Below are 18,608 nucleotides of genomic sequence, written 5' to 3'. Positions count from 1 at the left end.
AATTATAATAATATATTTCCATGACACGAATCTACTTCGCCTCTCTTTTCTTACTACTCTGCCTATGCAAATCCTATGGGCAAACGTATACCCCCGTACCGATTACCGGGTATGCCATCGATGCCTTTGCAGAAACAGGTACCGATGCATCGGCAGTGACCACTGTCGGACTTGACCTCCAGCTAAAAGTATTGTATACAGCTACCTTCGCAGCCACGAATAGTCTTGCAGCCGGGTTACCGGATAACGGGACGATTGTAAATGGTACGCGTACTTACCAGCTGAAAAACTATGATAGTTTGAATGCAATATTTCTTTCTGCCAATGCAACTGCACCGGGTAGTGCCACTACAGGTACCTATACATTGCTCACACCTGCGGCTTATTCCAAGATCAGTATACTGGCATGGTCTACAGAGCAGTCCAGTACGTTCAATGTGACACTGCATTTTGTGAATGCACCTGATATCAATGTGGGTACATTCACAGTGGCAGACTGGTTTGGTGGTAGTAACCCTATGATCAATGCCATTGGTCGTATACCAAGATTGACAGCGCCTCCTTATACTGTAGAAGGATTAAGCAGCAATGATCCACGCATGTATGCAGTGGATATTCCTGTGCCCTGTGATAATCAAGCACAGTTATTATCGTCTGTTACCTTTGATTACATCGTTGGCGGTGGTGCGGATTCCCGTGCTGTGATAGCAGCTATATCTGCGGTGCCATTTGTACCGTTGACAACAACGGCGACCACGGTACCTGCTACCTGTGGGTATTCCAATGGTAGTATTACGGTAGCTGTAAGTGGAGGTACTGCGCCAATAACGCTGGCATGGAATACAAACCCGGCCCAGTTTACCAATACAGCTACAGATCTGGCTGCCGGCGCGTATACAGTAAGTATCATGGATGGGAATGGTTGTGTAACGCAGTTTGATACCACGCTCTCGCAGAACTCACCGATCACGATTGCGGCAAAGGCAAGACCTGCGGCAATTTGTGCGGGGGCATCTACTACGATATATGCAGTGCCTACAGGTGGCCAGATTGTAAAGTACACATGGGAACCCGGTGCCATTGGTGATTCCAGCATGATCATCACACCTGCGGCATCTACACAATATACAGTGACGGCAGAAGATGCTTTTGGTTGTATTGTAAAAGACAGTGTTGAAATCACGGTGAATGCACAACCAGATGCACCTGTTGCTACAGCGCCTTCAGTATGTCCGGATAGCACAGCAACGTTACTGGTCACTAATCCTGTTGATAGCCTTACATATAACTGGTACCCCTTGATCTCTGGTGGTGATAACCTTGGTTCAGGTGAAAGCTTTACAACACCTGCTATTATTGGCAACACATCTTATTTTGTAGAAGCAGTGAATGGTTCCTGTGTGAGTCAGCGTACGCAAGTGACAGTGATCCCATTTGAAAAAGTAGATGCGCCGAACATTAAAGCAGATAATACATCAGGCAGTACGATCACATTTACCTGGGATCCGGTACCAGCTGCTACCGGTTATCTCGTATCTGTAAATGGCGGTGCATATACCGATCCTAGTTCGGGGCCAACAGGTACTACCCATACAATCACGACACAGATGATAGATAGTGTGACGCTCACAGTAGTCGCACTGGGTGCACTGAATTGTGAGAACAATGCGAATAGTCTGACAGTAAAGCTGAAAGCAGATCCGATTTATGTGCCGAATGCCTTTACGCCAAATGGAGATGGATTAAATGATATCTTCAAAGCAGAAGGCAATACAATTGCCGCACTGGATATGATGGTGTTTAATCAGTGGGGAGAATTGATTTTCCATACGACAACGTTAGGCACCGGCTGGGATGGTACTTATAATGGGAAGAAACAACCGACGGGGGTGTATATGTATACCATCCGGGTGATACAAAACGATAAAACGATCATTACAAAGAAAGGTGCAATCAATCTGTTGAGATAAATAAAAATTCATTTTGTCGGCCATGGCCGACAAAATGAATTTTCCTGCGGAGAAGGATCACTTCCGCCAAAGGCGGAAGTGATCCTTCTCCGCTATCTTTTTTAATAGTCCTCCCCCCCTTTTTAATCCCCCCCATCCCCCGTACCTTCGCGCTCGTAGAGAAGCAACTTCTATTTCCTCACGTTTATTAATTACAAAGAAATGATTCCAGCTAAAGGATATGCTGCGTTTGACGCCCAGGCACAGCTAGGACCTTTCAATTTTGAAAGAAGAGAACCAGGCCCTCACGACGTACAATTCGACATCTTATATTGTGGTGTATGTCACTCAGATCTGCATCAGATCAAAAACGAGTGGGGAAATTCCATCTATCCAATGGTACCCGGCCATGAAATCGTAGGCCGTGTCACTGCGGTAGGTGCACATGTAAAGAAATTCAAAACCGGTGATCTTGTAGGCGTAGGTTGCCTGGTAGACTCCTGCCGTGAGTGTGAAAGCTGCGCAGATGGCCAGGAACAGTACTGCCTGAATGGTTCTTCCGGCACTTACAACAGCTATGAGCAGGATAAGAAAACCGTTACCTACGGTGGTTATTCCAACAAGATCGTAGTAAGCGAAGACTTCGTATTACTGGTATCTGACAAACTGCACCTGCCTGCAGTCGCACCATTATTATGTGCAGGTATCACTACCTGGTCTCCACTTCGCCACTGGAAGGTCGGTAAAGGCCATAAAGTAGGTGTACTGGGTCTTGGCGGCCTCGGCCACATGGCAGTGAAATTTGCCGTGTCCTTTGGCGCAGAAGTGACCATGCTGAGCACCTCTCCATCCAAGAAAGCAGATGCTGAGCGCCTGGGCGCCCATCACTTCCTGCTCACCAGCGACCAGGAACAGGTAAATGCTGCGAGGGGCAAATTTGATTTTATTATCGATACCGTATCTGCAGAACATGATTATGGTATGTACCTGGGACTGCTCAAGACCAATGGTGTACATATTTGTGTGGGTGCACCTCCAACACCGGCTTCTGTGCATGCTTTTGCACTGATCGCAGGCCGTAAGTCTATCACTGGTTCTATGATCGGTGGTATTCAGGAAACACAGGAAATGCTGGACTATTGCGCCGAACACAACATTGTGTCTGATATCGAACTGATTGAGATGCCTTATATACAAAATGCGTACGACAGAATGCTGAAAGGCGATGTACGTTACCGCTTTGTAATTGATATGGCAACACTGTAATAATTAAAATAAGCAGGCTAAAAGCCTGCTTATTTTAATTCCCAAACACCCTACCACTCATCCCCTCATTCCGCCATCCATATATTCCATTTTTACAACCCAGCCCTTCCCCAAATTTTAAGCGCTTTTTAAGGAAACATTAATTCTGGCCGAATTGTCACGGTATTTTAACAAAGTGACTTAACTATTTTCAAAATCTTTGAATTTTACAATTTTTTGTTTGAATAGCACAATAAAAATCGCCCGGATTCTTACCATCTTTGCGTCATGATTGCAATTTTCAAAAAGTATAAGGCAAAAAGGATCCACGTTTCTCAACTGGGTCCTTTTTGTTTAATACCCACCTTCAAAATTGCTTCAAATTTTAAAACGAATCTTGCAGCTGTATGAAAGTACTGCTCATTGAAGATAATATAGAGCTGGCTGCCAGCATCACTAGTTTCCTTGAAAAAGAAGGATATCTGTGTGAGGTAAGCTACACCAGCAATGACGCGCACAATAAATTAATCTCATTTCAATACGACTGCATCCTGCTCGATATCACTTTGCCGGATGGAAATGGTCTTGACCTCTTACAACTGATCCATGCCGAAAAGCTCGACAGCTGTGTGGTCATCATCTCCGCAAAGAATTCACTGGATGACAAGATCAATGGATTGGAAGGAGGTGCCGACGACTATCTGACAAAGCCGTTCCACCTACCCGAATTACACGCAAGACTAAGAGCAGTATACCGGAGAAAGAAACTACAAGGCAGTAATATTGTCACTTATAATGAGATCCGGCTGAATACAGATACACTGGAAGCGTTGGTTAATGATACAGCACTTGACGTAACCCCCAAAGAGTTCGACCTGTTGTTGTATTTTATTGTGAATAAGAACCGAGTACTTTCCAGGCAATCAATAGCAGCACACCTGTGGGGTGATTATACCGACAACCTTTCCAATTTTGATTTTGTGTATCAGCACGTGAAAAATTTACGTAAAAAGATTCATGCAGCAAATGGAGGTGATTATATCAACACAGTGTACGGATTAGGCTATAAGTTCAATACAACCGCATCATAACAAAGGTCATGAAACTCGTCAACAAATTTACTTTATGGTATCTATGTATCACGCTGGCAGCAATGCTGGCAGGTATAGGCATTGCCTACTATAAAGTGAAAGCAGAGATAGATGAGGCAGAAATAAGCCGTCTGAAGGTCTACAATGACCTCATGGCCCAGACTATGCGCAACGGCGTAAGTCCGGATACTTACCTCCGTGGCAGACCCGCCGAAATTAAAATACTGAACAAAAATGAAGTGCCTGTAAATAAGTATGAAGTGTACGAACATACCTTCTACAACTCGCTGCTTAAACACAGGGAATGTCGCCTCACGGTTACCTCCTATTATAATATAAATGGCACCTACTATAGTATCGGTTCCTATAATTATATTACGAAGGCAAACGAAATCCTTACGGGACTGGCCAGCTCCTTTATCTGGATCTTCTCCATCCTGTTCCTGCTCACAGCATTGTCTGCCAGGTTCGTATCCCGTATCATTCTGGCACCGTTCAACAGAACACTGAAAAAAATACAGCGCTTTAATGTAAAACAGAAACAAAGACTTTCATTGCCGGTACCCAATGCCAAAGAGCTGAAAGCCCTCAATAGTTTCTTAAATAACATGACAGACAAAGCACTGGATGACTACCGTGCGCTAAAAGAGTTTACAGAGAACGCCTCCCATGAATTGCAGACTCCACTTGCTATATTGCGCAGCAAACTGGAACTGCTCACAGAATCATACCTGCATGGCAAAGACGTAGACACCGTTATGTCACTCATCAGTGATATGCAGAATGCCATCGAGAAATTATCAAGGATCAATAGCTCCCTGACACTGCTGGCCAAAATGGAGAATAATGAATATGATGATAAACGCACCATCTCCTTCTCCGGCCTGGTAACAGAAACATTAAACAGCTTTTCGGAATTGCTGGATATGAAATCCATTTCATTGTCCACCAATATAAATAAAAGTATCGCTCTTCAGCTGCATCCCGCCCTTGCAGACATTCTCCTGGGCAACCTGATGAGCAATGCCATCCGTCATAATATCACTAATGGAAAGATAACCGTCGGCCTCACCAGGGAAAAATTTGTGATCAGTAATACAGGTGTCCCTCCTGAAGTCCCTACCAGTGAACTCTTCCACCGCTTCAAAAAAGGCAACAGAAGAAGTGATTCCATTGGTATCGGTCTCGCAATCGTAAAACAGATCTGCGATCTCAACCACTTCACCATCCAGTACGACTACGCCGAAGGATGGCACACTATTCAAATTATTTTCGATGAATCAATAAGTACTTTAAAGTCAGCGACTACGGAGGAAGTGCTCACGCCACGTCCAAAGCTCCTACATTGAAGTACTATGGTCTAATGTTCAATTATCATGCAAAGAAAAAAACTCGTCTGCCTCTTTCTCCTGCTCCTGTACGGACCAGCGAAGATGGCGCACGCACAGGTGTTGACGCTAAAGGATGCAGTGCAGACAGCCCTCGCCAACTACGGGACCATCAAGGCTAAAGCCAACTACTTAAAAGCCTCCCAGTCAACAGCGCAATCCGTGAAGCGGGAATACCTTCCTAACGTGAACGTAGCTGGACAGCAGGATTACGGTACTATCAACGGTATCTATGGTCCCTCCTACGGTTTGAATGGTCTTGCCGTTGCATCATCAGGCCCTACCCTGGCACAGAACAACTGGAACTCCGCTTTTGGTGGATTATACCTGGCTAATGTAAACTGGGATTTCTTCTCCTTTGGCCGTATTAAAGAAAAGATCAAAACCGCACAGGCCACTGTTCAGAGAGACTCTGCTGACCTGACACAGGAAAAATTTCAGCACGAAGTAAGGGTAGCTGCTGCTTACCTGAACCTACTCGCTGCACAACGCCTCACCCGTAGCTGGAAGAACAACCTGGACAGGGCTGATACCTTCCGCGCTGTAGTCGTGACACGTGTGAACAATGGACTGATCGCCGGCGTAGATTCATCCCTTGCCAATGCAGAAGTATCCAATGCACGTATCGCCTATACTAATGCAAAAGACAATGAGCAGACACAGGCCAACAACCTGGCAGTACTCATGGGAGTGCCGGTACAGGAGTTCGTACTCGATACGGTGTTCATCAAGCAGATCCCTTCTTCTGTTGCAGATTCTGCTGACATCGCAAACAACCCTACCCTGAAGTACTATGAGCAACAACTCAGGGTAAACCAGGAACAGGCTAAGTATTTGCAAAGACTGTATTACCCCACCTTCTCCTTCTTCGGTACGATGCAAACAAGAGGTTCCGGGTTTGGTACCAACTACGCCGCAGATCAGTCAGATTATACACATGCTTACTGGGATGGTGTGAAGCCCAGCCGTAGCAACTATCTGCTGGGAATCGGCGTAACATGGAACTTAACTTCTATACTCAGGGTCAATAAACAGGTATCTGCCCAGCAATTTACTGCATCAGGTATACAGGATCAATATGATCTCGTAAAGCAACAGCTCACCGCGCAGTTAAAACTGTCAGAAACCAGAATGAAGAATGCACTGAACAATTACATGGAAGCGCCCATCCAGGTAGCATCAGCATCTGATGCTTTCAACCAGCGCACTGTATTGTACAAAAACGGGCTGAATACGATCGTGGATGTGACACAGGTGTTATACACACTGAACCGTGCAGAAACAGACCGTGACATCGCGTACACGAACGTATGGCAGGCATTGCTCCTGAAAGCAGCCGCCAGTGGTAATTTTTCTCTTTTCATAAATGAATTCTAATTAGATGAACCTGATAAGATCAGCATTACGTAAACCTATCACCATCCTGGTGATCGTGGCCGCCATGTTCTTCTTCGGTGTGGGCGCGGTTAGGACCATCAAGGTGGATATCTTTCCAAAGCTGGACCTCCCGGTGATGTATATATCGCACCCGTTCGGTGGTTACACCCCTACCCAGATGGAAGCATTTTTTGGTAAACAATATGTAAACATCCTCCTCTATGTAAATGGTATCAAAACCATAGAGACGAAAAATATACAGGGCCTCTCACTCCTGAAAGTGAGTTTTTATCCGGGTACTAACATGGCACAGGCACAGGCGGAGCTCGCAGCCTTCTGTAACAGGGCCCAGGCCATCTTCCCACCTGGGTCGCAACCGCCGTTTATTCTTCGCTTTGACGCCTCTACCCTGCCTGTTGGTAACCTGGTATTGAGTAGCAAAATCAGGAATAACAACGAACTGCTGGACCTCGCTAATACTTATGTGCGTTCGTCCTTCACACAGATCCCAGGTCTCTTGTCGGCTCCTCCTTTTGGTGGTAACATCCGTACCGTGGTGATCAAAGTGGATCCTACCCTGCTCCGCTCCCACAACATGACTCCTGACCAGGTAGTTGAAGCCCTTCGCCTCAACAACCAGGTGTCTCCTTCCGGTAATGTGCGTATTGGTGAAAAGAATTATATCACACCAGTAAACACGACCATCCATACTATAAAAGATTTCGAAGATATTCCGCTCTTCAGGGGTGGTGCCCAAACACTCTTCCTCCGCGACGTTGCGACGGTGGAAGATGGTGCAGACATCACTGCCGGTTATGCACTGGTAAACGGACGTCGTTCTATCTACCTCTCCGTGGCAAAGAATGGTGATGCCTCTACATGGGATGTGGTACAAAAACTGAAAGCAGCGATTCCAAGATTCCAGGCACTGTTGCCAGATGACGTAAAGCTGTCTTTTGAATTTGACCAGTCCGTATATGTAATCAACGCTGTAAAGAGTCTGATCAGTGAAGGTACAATTGGTGCGGTGCTTACAGGTCTGATGGTATTACTCTTCCTGGGTGACCCACGGGGTGCACTCATTGTAATCCTCACGATCCCCACCTCTATCATTGCGGCAGTACTCTGTCTCAAGTTAGCAGGGCAGACGATCAACATTATGACACTGAGTGGTCTTGCACTGGCCATCGGCATATTGGTGGATGAAAGTACCGTGACGATAGAAAACATACACCAGCACCTGGATATGGGTAAGCCGAAGGGCCTCGCGATCTGGGATGCGTGTAAGGAAATCGCCTTCCCGAAACTCCTCATCCTTTTCTGTATCCTCGCCGTGTTTGCACCGGCATTTACCATGGGTGGTATCCCAGGTTCATTGTTCCTGCCACTGGCGCTTGCAATTGGTTTTGCGATGATCGTTTCTTATTTCCTGGCGCAGACCTTTGTACCAGTAATGGCCAACTGGCTCATGAAAGAACATGGTCATGGCACTCCACAGGATTACAAACCTGATGGCCTGGAAGACGATACCTGGGATGAAAAGAAAGTACTTGTTGAACATCCGCATGGTGGTCACGATGCGCCGCTGACTAAATTCGATAAATTCCGTAACCGTTTTATGCGTTTCATGGAGCGTATCCTGCCAGCGCGTAAGCTGATCGTTACCGTATATATTATTGGCGGTCTGGGTCTGGTGGTATTGTTGCTGAACCACATTGGTCGAGATGTATTGCCACATAGTAATGGAGGTCAGTTCCAGCTTCGTTTGCGGGCACCGGACGGTACCCGTGCCGAAGTAACAGAAGCTAAAACACTGAAGACGATCAATATGATCAGAGACCTGGTAGGCCCTGAGAATGTGTCTATCACCTCGGCTTATATCGGTCAGCACCCGGGTCTCTTCTCTACTGCACCTATCTACCTGTGGATGGCAGGTCCGCAGGAAGCAGTTATCCAGGTAGCCCTGAAAGAAGAATATAAAACGAATATAGATGAACTGAAAGATAAGATCAGGGCAAAACTAAAACAGGTAGAACCTGATGTGCGGCCATCATTCGAACCAATTGAACTGACTGAAAAAATCCTGAGCCAGGGTTCACCTACCCCGATCGAGGTACGGTTCTCCGGCAGAAACAGGAAACAGGCGGAACAATATGCAAATAAAATGATCGCGCGGCTGAAAGAAATCCCTTTCCTCCGCGACGTACAGCTGGGACAATCTACCAGGTACCCTTCCCTGAAGATCGAGATTGACCGTTTAAGAGCATCGCAACTGGGCATTGATCTGGCGACCATCTCCCGTACCATCACGGCATCTACATCATCTTCCCGCTATACAGAGAAAAACGTATGGGTAGATGAAAAGCAGAACCTGAGCTATAACGTACAGGTAGAGATCCCGGAAAATAAAATGACAGACATTCATGCCATCGAGGAATTACCATTACTGCCCAACAGTGCACGTCCGGTATTGGGCGATGTAGCGACCATCACACCAGATACTACACTGGGTGAAGCAGATAACCTTGGTGCGATGCCTACCTTGTCAGTAACAGCTAATCTCAATAACATTGACCTGGGTACGGCGACTACAGAAGTGAACAAAGCGATCAAATCACTGGGCGAAATGCCACGTGGTCTGAACGTAGACCTGGTAGGTCTCACGTCAACGCTGACAGATACGCTGGATAGTTTGCAGAATGGCCTGGTTATAGCGATCATCGTGATCTTCCTGATGCTGGCGGCCAACTTCCAGTCCTTCAAGGTATCGGCGGTCGTACTGGCATCCGTACCTGCGGTACTGTTAGGTTCGCTCTCACTGCTTATATTAACAGGTTCAACCTTGAACCTTCAGTCTTATATGGGTATCATCATGTCTGTGGGTGTATCGATATCCAACGCGGTATTGATGGTCACAAATGCAGAGCAGTTACGCCGTCATAATGGCGATGCATTGCTCTCTGCAAAAGAAGCAGTGGCACTGCGTCTGCGTCCGATCCTGATGACGAGTTTAGCGATGGTGGCGGGTATGATCCCAATGGCGAGTGGCCTGGGTGAAACCGGTGACCAGACATCTCCGCTGGGTCGTGCGGTAATTGGTGGTCTGATTGCCTCCACCTTTAGCACCCTCTTCTTACTGCCACTTGTATTCTCATGGGCACAGGGTAAGGCAAGCACGAAGTCTGTATCACTGGATCCGGAAGATAAAGAAAGTAAAAACTATGTACCATCCTTGTATGAATAGTCATATGAAAAAGAATATAATAATATTACTGTGCAGCTTACCCGCAATGCTGCTGTTGACCAGTTGCGGACACACAAAAGGTGAATCAGAAAAAGAAAGTGCCGCAACTGAAGCTCCGGCTACACCAGTAGTTGCCATTCAGAAAGGAAAGCTCTCGTCTACCCTGAAGCTGCCGGGTGAGCTGGTTGCTTTTCAGCAGGTAGATATCTATGCAAAGGTGAGCAGTTTTGTAAAGAAGCTGAATGTAGATGTAGGTTCTGAAGTAAACACCGGCGATCTCCTGGTGACCATGGAAGCTCCTGAGCTGACGGCTCAGCTGAATGCGGCTGATTCCCGGCTGAAATCACAGGAGGCGATTTACCTGGCCAGCAAAGCGAATTACGATCGTTTATATACCACCAGTCTTACACCAGGTACAGTGTCTAAAAACGACCTGGATCAGGCAAAGGCGAAGATGAATTCAGACCTTGCTAACCTGGAAGCAGCCAGGTCTTCTTACAGAGAAGTGTCAGATACCAGAAATTACCTGGAGATCCGTGCACCATTTGCCGGTATCATTACGGCACGTAATGTAAGTGCGGGGGCATATGTAGGTCCTACCGGTAAAGGTTCTGAATTGCCTATCGTAACACTGCAGGAACAGCGAAAACTGCGTCTCGTTATCTCAGTGCCTGAGTCATACACCAGCTATCTGGGTAGCAACAGTGAAGTGAATTTCACAGTAAAAGCATACCAGGGTAAGCAGTTCACCGCTAAGGTAAACCGCCTGGCCGGTGCGCTGGATGCAAGACTGCGGTCACAGCGTATAGAAATGGATGTGACGAATAATGACAAAAAGCTGTTGCCGGGTATGATTGCAGAAGTGAACATCCCGATGAATACAGCGGATAGCGCGTTTATTCTGCCTAAGACCGCGGTGGTGAATTCTACAGTGCAGGTGTTTGTGGTGAAGGTAGAGAATAACAAGGCGGTACATGTGCCGGTGTCTACGGGTCGTGAAGTAGATGGTAAGATAGAGGTGTTTGGCGATCTGAAAGCAGGTGATATGATTGTGGCGACAGCGACAGAAGAGAACAGGGATGGTCAGGAAATAAAGAAGACAGCGTTACAGAAAGATAAATAATCAGATAGGTACCGATTGGTTAAGATGACTATAAAGGAATAAATACTCAACAGGTTAAGATATTGATAAACGGAAACCATCGGGGAATAACAGAAAGAATAGAAGGAACGAAAGACTGGAAAAAGCATCGGGAAGGGAAGCATCTCAATTGAGATGCTTCCTTTTTTTTGAATGAATCAATCAGGGTAAAAAAAGAGGGTGCCCCGAAAAATCGGAACACCCTCTTTTTACTAAAAGTAAAAATTTACTGAATCACTATCTTCTTCGTATAACTCTTCCTGCCATTCGTGATAATCACCACATACACCCCGGCAGGCAAATCCTTCACCTCCAGCGCAATCCTGGCCGCATTATCTTTCCGCTCTGCCACCACTTTCTTATTCACATCTACAACTGATACATATACCGGCTCCTTCCCATCATACTTACCCACATTCACGGTCAGCATACCACCTTTCAATACCGGATTCGGATATACCGTCACATCTGCACTCTCTTTTTCTGCCGCCGCCGTTGTCACCGCTTCTACTTTTACTGAACTTACCTTGTCATTCCAGGTGCTTACATCCAGCAATGATACATCTGAGGTAAGTACCAGTGATGCACCGGAGAAATTGTCATCTGCATACAAAGTCACCTTATAACCAGCTGTTACTTTTACAGATGTAATGTCGTCATTGATAGCACCATAGGCTTTTAAAGCCGTCAGGTTATAACTACCAACTGGCAATGAGATACCATAACCGCCATAATTGATGTCCTGGTACATGTACGCAGCGATCGTCACTGGTGCATATGTGATTGGAAAATCAATCTGTGCCTGGTTAAATTGGCTTTCGTACGTGGAATTCCAGCCGAATGCGGTGGTTGCCTGTGATTTCAGACTTACGCCAGCCGCAGCGCTCCAAAAATGAATAAACTCACCCATGTTGAGTGAACGGGCATAATCGCTACCGCTCTTGGGGAAATAAGAAGATAATAATACAAAATACCTGTTCAGTACTTTGCTGCCACCATACTGGCTGTAAATAGGGTAAAACCAGTCGCGGAACCAATGTGTACCGGCAACAGGAAAGTTGTCAGTCGTATTGGTAAATGTGGTATAAACCCTGGCCGCATCGCTGGTCATACCCAGACCATTGTATACGTCGTAGATGTAGATTTCCGCCCACTTGCTATCTCCCCATATGCCGAATGCAGGAGAGTTATGCGCATTTTTGGAATCCCCTTCTACGATATGACCTACTTCGTGCGTGAGCAGGTCATGATCACCACCTGTGGCACTTGTCCATGGACCCGGACCTACGTCTGCCACGTCGCGGTTGTCATGACTGGCATCGAAATAACCGGAAGGGTGCCCACCACTGTACTTGTTGGTATGAAGTACGGCAAATAAATGCGGATCGGAGCCAAACCAGCCATAGGTCTTCTTGGTGTACCGCCATACATCGCCCATGTATTGGTAGGGCCAGGTAACAGCAGTGCTTACGTCACTGTCGTAATACACAGCGACATCGTTGTCGTAAAATACCCGTGTCAATAATTGATTGTGCTCAAACCAGTGCTCCTGCCAGGTAGCAGGTGGCGTTTGTGCATCTACCCGGTTAAAGGCTGAGCAGCCCATCAATAAAAGCGCATACAGTACTTTTCTTTTCATGGTTATTGATTATAAGGGGGTGATAAAAAAATCGTGGAAACACAGGACCGGTCATATGCGCAATGACCGGTCCTGTAAGGATACCTTTTACAGTATCAGGACCTGTTTTGTAAATATCTGATTGCCATAGGTGATCACAACTACATACATCCCGGGGACCAGGTTACCAGTGGAAATACTAACGCGGGCAGTTCCCGCTTTCTTATTTATTAAAGTTCGTTGATAGATATCTTTTACGAATACCTGCAAGGGGGATTTTCCGTCATATCCTGCTACGTTTATGGTCAGTTCAGTACCCTTGCTGACAGGATTGGGATATACGACCAATCCCTTTTCGGTTTTCAAACTTACCACACTATCTGCACTTGCTGCTATTCTTGCAGCGGATACTTCTCCCCATGAGAAAGCTTCCCATCCCTGTGCGGTCGTACGGGTGCAGGTCATAGCGGCAGCTCCATTTTCGGAGGAGACATATAAACCGTTATTTCCACGTAAAGATACCGTACCATCCGAATTTTGTATCCAGTCAAATTTCTCCCAATCGTCCGCCACGGCACGGTTACAGTTCATGGCCTGCTCTCCGTTTTCAGAAGATACAAAATATCCGCCATTGCTTAATGTAATTTTTCCGTTACCACCATCACCCACAAGGAACTGGTTCCAGCCGGCAACTACGGTTGCATTGCAATACATAGGATTGACGTTGCCTTTTGAGCTTACGTACTGACTGTTGTTCCCTTTGAACCAGATGGTTTTGCCAATAGGAGCTGTGGAAGTATTGCCGTTATTAACGACATCCCTGATGTTTGTCAATAATGAATTGGCACCTGTAGCATCCTGGGCGATTTCCCATATCATGATGCCAGCTCCTACATTGAGGGCAAGTGTCGTCTTGTTACGGATAGTGGTAATGCCATTGTAGCCGATATCTCCATAGCGGTCAGCATATGGGTCAGCACCCATGCTTAAGAGGTTGGCAAAACTGAAATCGCCACTCCAGTCACGACGACCGTAAAATGGCACGCCCAGTACCGCTTTTTCTTTTGGTAAACCACGGCCCAGCCAATAATTCATACATTGAACGGCGAGGTTGTAGGTGGAATGATCTGGTGGGTTATCATCATATGCCATGATGTTGAGCCAGTCTACCACCGGAAACAAAGTACTTAAAAAACTATCATCACCGTAAAGACCGATTACAGCTGCTGTAGCGACACGACCATTGGCATGCATGGCGGTGGCCAGCTGGGACATTAAGGTCACAAATGCAGTGGCCTGGGTACCGGCGTTGGGGTATTCCCAATCGAGGTCTACACCATCTAAGTTGTAAGTGTTACAGAAGGCCACCATGTTGTTGACAAAGGTGGTTCTGCCACTGGATGTGAGGGAGAAGGTGCGGAAGCCAACGTCTCCACCTCCACCACCTACAGAGATGATAACCTTTACGCCTGCGGCATGGGCGGCTGTGACGAGGTTTCTTAATCTTGTAGGATCGTCCGGTGCCTGCAAACTACCGTCGGAATTAGGGATGAGGAAGGCGTAGTTGATGTGGGTCAGTTTGCTGTATTGGATAGCGCTGACACTTCCTTCCCAGGTAGGGAAATAACCGATTACCTTGAATTGGGAAAAGGCGTGTATGGTAAGGGTAAGGAGGATTGCCATGAGACAAAGGCTCCTGCGGTATAGTGATTGCATGTGCTATTGGTTGTATGGTCTATTGGCCAGTGGTCTAATGGGCATTAGATTATTGGCCTCCGAATGATTAACTATTGAATTTTTGACCATTGAATTATTAGCCATTAGATTATTTGCCGTTAGATGATTGAATGATTGAACGATTGATTATTGGATCAGTACTTTTTGTGTATAGGATTTGTTACCATTGGTCACCATCACCACATACAATCCGGCAGCTACATTTCCAGTGGTTAAACTAACCCGTGCGGTGTTTGTTTTTTTGTACAGGATCACCTTTTGGTTCACATCTACGACGGCTATTTGCACAGGGAAATTGCTGTTGTAATCCTTTACTGTAATATTGAGATTACCACCTTTTGCGACAGGGTTTGGATAAACAAGCAACCCTGTTTCAGTGTGCGGGGTCAGGACTGCATCTTCTTCATTTGCCACACCTGCTTCATTCGTCTTTCTCGCAGCCGCCACCGGCACTATCCCAAACTTAAACTGTTCCCATCCCTGCGGATACGTTCTGCTACAAGTCATCTCTGCCGCACCATTTTCAGAAGAAACATACAACGCATTACTACTCCTTAATGATACTGTACCATTATCATTTACTATCCAGTCAAATTTCTCCCAATCCTGCGCTGTCGCCCTGTTACAATTCATCGACTTTGTACCATCTTCAGAAGAAACAAAATACCCGCCATTACTGAGGGTCACTTTGCCATTTCCGCCATCACCTATTAAAAACTGGTTCCAGCTTTGTACTGCTGTGGCATTGCAATACATCGGATTCACATTGCCTTTGGAACTTACGTACTGACCGTTATTTCCCTGTAACCACACCGTTAGCCCTACAGGCGCTGCGCTGCTCACTTCTCCCCAGGAGAAAGCTTCCCACCCACTGGCGGTAGGCCGGTTGCAGGTCATAGCCTGTGTACCATTTTCAGAAGAAACGTATAACCCATTGCTGGCTTTTAAAAAGATCGTTCCATCTGTATTTACGATCCAGTCGAACTTTTCCCATCCCTGGTATACATTCCGGTTACACGTCATGGCCTGTGTACCGTTTTCGGAAGAGACGAACAGTGCACTGTTCCTCAATGCTACCTTGCCATTGCCGGCATCCACTACGTAGAATTTATTATAGGTGCCTACTGAGTTACTATCACACCACATAGCACCACTGCCCCCCCTGGAACTCACGTATTTTCCATTAAAGCCTTTCAGCCAGATCGTTTTACCGACAGGCCCGTTAGCAGCTTGTCCGGGAGCTACAGCGGCAATTGTGTTTGTGTTTTTGATATTATTAGCAAATTTGATGTTGTTCAGCACAGCAGCCATATTACCTGCGCCATCCAGTACAGAAGGACCCGTGAGCCTTAGCAGTGCAGCATTTTCACCAGCCGTGAGGCGCTTGTAAGTCCAGTGACACCAGCCTACACCGATACTATTCATGGCAGCGATATTGGCGGAGAGCCAGTCATTGCTGTTTTCGCCGGTTTCGCCTACCCATACCGGTACATTATACGTATTTCTCCAGGCAACGATATTGGCAAGGTCAGAGATCTGGTTAGGATCGCTGTTACCTACAGTGACGTCGGTGGAATTCCAGTAACGGTGTGAGTTATACACAAGGTTAGTGGGGTTGGTAAAAGTATACGGCTGCATACTACCATAGTTATTACCATAGCCGTTCCCTTCTACCATGAGGAGGTGGGTATCGCCTTCGGCACGCACCGCGTTGATCAGTCTTTCGAAAATGTCATGTACGGTTGTGTTGCTGGGTACCTTGTGTGGTTCATTGATCAGGTCATAAAAAGCCACACCATCGTTATTAATGTAATGACGGGAAAGCGCCTGCCATAAACGAACGGTCATGTTGCCATAGATGGCCTGGTTGTACAGGTCATTGCCCACAAAGCCATCGTTGATGTTGTGGTCCAGACCTTGTGAGCCAGGGGCGGCGTGGAGATCGAGGATGACGTACATGTTGTTGGCAGCCGTCCATTTCAGCAGACTATCAGCCAACCGGAAACCTTCGGTGTTCGTGTCTGTAAACAGGGTATTGTTGTTATACCATGTGGTGAGTGCACTGATGTACGTGGATACAGAACTGGCACTGGCATTGGCACGGATCACTTTCAGGCGTTCTGCCCTCTGGGCAGTGGTGAGAAAGAGTTCGTAGTGCATGGGTAGCCGCACACAGTTAAAACCGAGGGAGGCGATGTAATCGATGTCGGCTTTGGTGATAAAATTGTCACGCCAGGATTGGTAGAAGGCTTCTACCTGGGCATCGGTTTGCCCCTGGTCGTAGAGGTACTTTTTGACGGACCACTGAGGGCCGTCGCCGCCTTCTTTCATCATATAGCCTTCCTGGAGGAGCCAGGCACCGAGGCCGACGCCTTTCAGGATCACTTCCTGGTTGGAGGCGTTGACGATTCGTTTGCCATCGGCATGGAGGCGGGAAAGTTGGGCGGTGGCTGGTGTTAGCTTCAGACAAGCTAACAGACAGACAATAACGAGAAAGGAGTGCTGTACGCGGCGGAGTTGCCCGTACAACCGGTCTTTGTAATGGATCATCATAGAGGGTTTGTTAAATGGTTTTTTGAATAAAAAATGGTACAGCGCTTAGGTCAGATAAGGAGTCGTTTGGGAGGGAATATAGTACCAGTCAGGAGGGAAATTTCTTTAATATAATAAAAAGCCGGATCGTTGGTCGATCCGGCTTTTTGAATGAATTAGAAGTATAATAACTCAATGATTATAAAGGATGATAACTCAATGATTTAGAAGGATAATACCTAAATGATTCAAAAGGATGATAACTCAATGATTCAAAAGGATAATACCTAAATGATCTACAAGGATAATACCTAAATGATTATAAGGGATGACACCTAAATGATCTACAAGGATATTCCCCCCGGCGCAAGCCGAAAGAGAGATGACTGCCTTGTTGCCGCAGGGCAATCCTATTCCTCTATTAACTTGATCCCTGTTTTTGTAAACTCAATCTTTCTTGCTTTGTAAAGACTTCCTGTTGTCATCTTAAACGTTTTTTTACTCATACTAAAAAACGAGTAGATCTCCTCCGGATCGGATTTATCATGATAAGGCAGATAGCCGTCGTTTTCTTTTAGTAATCTTAAGATCTTCTCCCCTTCATTCTCTACTCTCTTATACCCCATCTCACCCGCAGACACATCCAGCTTATTCTCCTCCTTTACCGCCTTCACAAACCCCTTCAGTTTATCTCCGATATCCACGGTTCCAAACACATCTCCATAATGTAATAGTCCTGTATGTTTCTGATTTACAATACATACAAACCCCAGATCCGTTCTTCTATATATAATTAGTTCTACCGGATCCTGCTCTTTTACCGTCAGCTCCTCATTACTCAGGAATGGATCTAATTTTTCTGTAGCTGCGACCCTACCGGTACGCTCATCCAGGTAAATTTTGACCAGGTAATCCTGTCCGATCACCATTTTGGTCATCTGTTTACTTGCCGGTACAAACAAGTCTTTCATCAGTCCCCAATCCAGGAAAGCCCCCTGTTCGGTCACTCCTGTACACTTCAGGTTCACAATATCCCCTACTATACCATAAGGTTCCTGATTCGTGGCTGTAAGGCGATTCTCCGAATCATGATAAATAAACACCCTGAGCTCATCCCCCCGTTTTGCGCCTTCCGGTACAAAACGTTTTGGCATCAGTATCTCCTGCTCCACACCATCGAGGAACAAGCCGAACTCACTCTCCTTCTTCACTCTTAAAAGGTTAAATTCACCTACCTTATACATGTAATATTATATTTGGATATTCGCAAAGGTAAGTAGATTTGT

Annotated in this window: 11 protein-coding genes; 7 read left to right on the top strand and 4 right to left on the bottom strand. The window is 46.3% G+C overall.

Features of this window, described 5'->3' with window-relative positions; genetic code table 11:
- The first annotated feature begins 20 nt into the window (after positions 1–20).
- The 7 genes from SIO70_RS13735 (at position 21) to SIO70_RS13705 (ending at position 11,417) form a co-directional block, all read left to right on the top strand.
- Positions 21–1,970: a gliding motility-associated C-terminal domain-containing protein gene (locus SIO70_RS13735; RefSeq protein WP_320581427.1), complete on the top strand. Its 1,950-nt coding sequence runs from the start codon at positions 21–23 to the stop codon at positions 1,968–1,970.
- A 201-nt stretch (positions 1,971–2,171) separates the two neighbouring features.
- On the top strand, positions 2,172–3,215 hold the full coding sequence (locus SIO70_RS13730) for an NAD(P)-dependent alcohol dehydrogenase (protein WP_320581426.1): 1,044 nt from the start codon (positions 2,172–2,174) through the stop codon (positions 3,213–3,215).
- Positions 3,216–3,601: 386 nt separating this feature from the next.
- Positions 3,602–4,285, top strand: coding sequence for a response regulator transcription factor (locus tag SIO70_RS13725; protein WP_320581425.1), 684 nt, complete (start codon positions 3,602–3,604; stop codon positions 4,283–4,285).
- Between the two features lie 8 nt (positions 4,286–4,293).
- A complete protein-coding gene (locus SIO70_RS13720) occupies positions 4,294–5,634 on the top strand; it encodes a sensor histidine kinase (protein ID WP_320581424.1) in 1,341 nt (446 codons plus the stop codon).
- 27 nt (positions 5,635–5,661) lie between these two features.
- Positions 5,662–7,050, top strand: coding sequence for a TolC family protein (locus tag SIO70_RS13715; protein ID WP_320581423.1), 1,389 nt, complete (start codon positions 5,662–5,664; stop codon positions 7,048–7,050).
- A gap of 4 nt (positions 7,051–7,054) precedes the next feature.
- Positions 7,055–10,294 carry an efflux RND transporter permease subunit gene (locus SIO70_RS13710; protein ID WP_320581422.1) on the top strand — a complete coding sequence of 1,080 codons (3,240 nt, stop codon included), beginning with the start codon at positions 7,055–7,057 and terminating at the stop codon, positions 10,292–10,294.
- 4 nt (positions 10,295–10,298) lie between these two features.
- Positions 10,299–11,417, top strand: a complete 1,119-nt coding sequence (locus SIO70_RS13705; protein ID WP_320581421.1) for an efflux RND transporter periplasmic adaptor subunit — start codon at positions 10,299–10,301, stop codon at positions 11,415–11,417.
- Between the two features lie 244 nt (positions 11,418–11,661).
- On the opposite strand, the gene SIO70_RS13700 is transcribed toward SIO70_RS13705, so the two are convergent.
- The 4 genes from SIO70_RS13700 to SIO70_RS13685 all read right to left on the bottom strand — a co-directional run bounded on the left by SIO70_RS13700 (position 11,662) and on the right by SIO70_RS13685 (position 18,566).
- The gene (locus tag SIO70_RS13700; protein ID WP_320581420.1) at positions 11,662–13,074 is read right to left on the bottom strand and encodes a T9SS type A sorting domain-containing protein; all 1,413 of its coding nucleotides are present in this window, start codon (positions 13,072–13,074) and stop codon (positions 11,662–11,664) included.
- A gap of 87 nt (positions 13,075–13,161) precedes the next feature.
- A complete protein-coding gene (locus tag SIO70_RS13695; protein WP_320581419.1) occupies positions 13,162–14,769 on the bottom strand; it encodes a glycosyl hydrolase family 18 protein in 1,608 nt (535 codons plus the stop codon).
- Between the two features lie 147 nt (positions 14,770–14,916).
- Positions 14,917–17,343 (bottom strand): cellulase family glycosylhydrolase, encoded by a 2,427-nt coding sequence (locus SIO70_RS13690; protein WP_320581418.1) that lies wholly within the window; start codon positions 17,341–17,343, stop codon positions 14,917–14,919.
- 389 nt (positions 17,344–17,732) lie between these two features.
- Positions 17,733–18,566 carry a S1 RNA-binding domain-containing protein gene (locus SIO70_RS13685; protein ID WP_320581417.1) on the bottom strand — a complete coding sequence of 278 codons (834 nt, stop codon included), beginning with the start codon at positions 18,564–18,566 and terminating at the stop codon, positions 17,733–17,735.
- Positions 18,567–18,608 lie beyond the last annotated feature (42 nt).

Origin of the sequence: Chitinophaga sancti, from assembly GCF_034087045.1 — a bacterium.
Taxonomy (GTDB): domain Bacteria; phylum Bacteroidota; class Bacteroidia; order Chitinophagales; family Chitinophagaceae; genus Chitinophaga; species Chitinophaga sancti_B.
The sequence above is the reverse complement of the archived record's forward strand: the minus strand, read 5'-3'. Positions and strand labels throughout refer to the sequence as shown.

What these genes read in the sequence shown, in the direction of transcription:
- SIO70_RS13735 (WP_320581427.1), top strand. Translation starts at nt 21, where the DNA reads ATGACACGAATCTACTTCGCCTCTCTTTTCTTACTACTCTGCCTATGC.
- SIO70_RS13730 (WP_320581426.1), top strand. Translation starts at nt 2,172, where the DNA reads ATGATTCCAGCTAAAGGATATGCTGCGTTTGACGCCCAGGCACAGCTA.
- SIO70_RS13725 (WP_320581425.1), top strand. Translation starts at nt 3,602, where the DNA reads ATGAAAGTACTGCTCATTGAAGATAATATAGAGCTGGCTGCCAGCATC.
- SIO70_RS13720 (WP_320581424.1), top strand. Translation starts at nt 4,294, where the DNA reads ATGAAACTCGTCAACAAATTTACTTTATGGTATCTATGTATCACGCTG.
- SIO70_RS13715 (WP_320581423.1), top strand. Translation starts at nt 5,662, where the DNA reads ATGCAAAGAAAAAAACTCGTCTGCCTCTTTCTCCTGCTCCTGTACGGA.
- SIO70_RS13710 (WP_320581422.1), top strand. Translation starts at nt 7,055, where the DNA reads ATGAACCTGATAAGATCAGCATTACGTAAACCTATCACCATCCTGGTG.
- SIO70_RS13705 (WP_320581421.1), top strand. Translation starts at nt 10,299, where the DNA reads ATGAAAAAGAATATAATAATATTACTGTGCAGCTTACCCGCAATGCTG.
- SIO70_RS13700 (WP_320581420.1), bottom strand. Translation starts at nt 13,074, where the DNA reads ATGAAAAGAAAAGTACTGTATGCGCTTTTATTGATGGGCTGCTCAGCC.
- SIO70_RS13695 (WP_320581419.1), bottom strand. Translation starts at nt 14,769, where the DNA reads ATGCAATCACTATACCGCAGGAGCCTTTGTCTCATGGCAATCCTCCTT.
- SIO70_RS13690 (WP_320581418.1), bottom strand. Translation starts at nt 17,343, where the DNA reads ATGATGATCCATTACAAAGACCGGTTGTACGGGCAACTCCGCCGCGTA.
- SIO70_RS13685 (WP_320581417.1), bottom strand. Translation starts at nt 18,566, where the DNA reads ATGTATAAGGTAGGTGAATTTAACCTTTTAAGAGTGAAGAAGGAGAGT.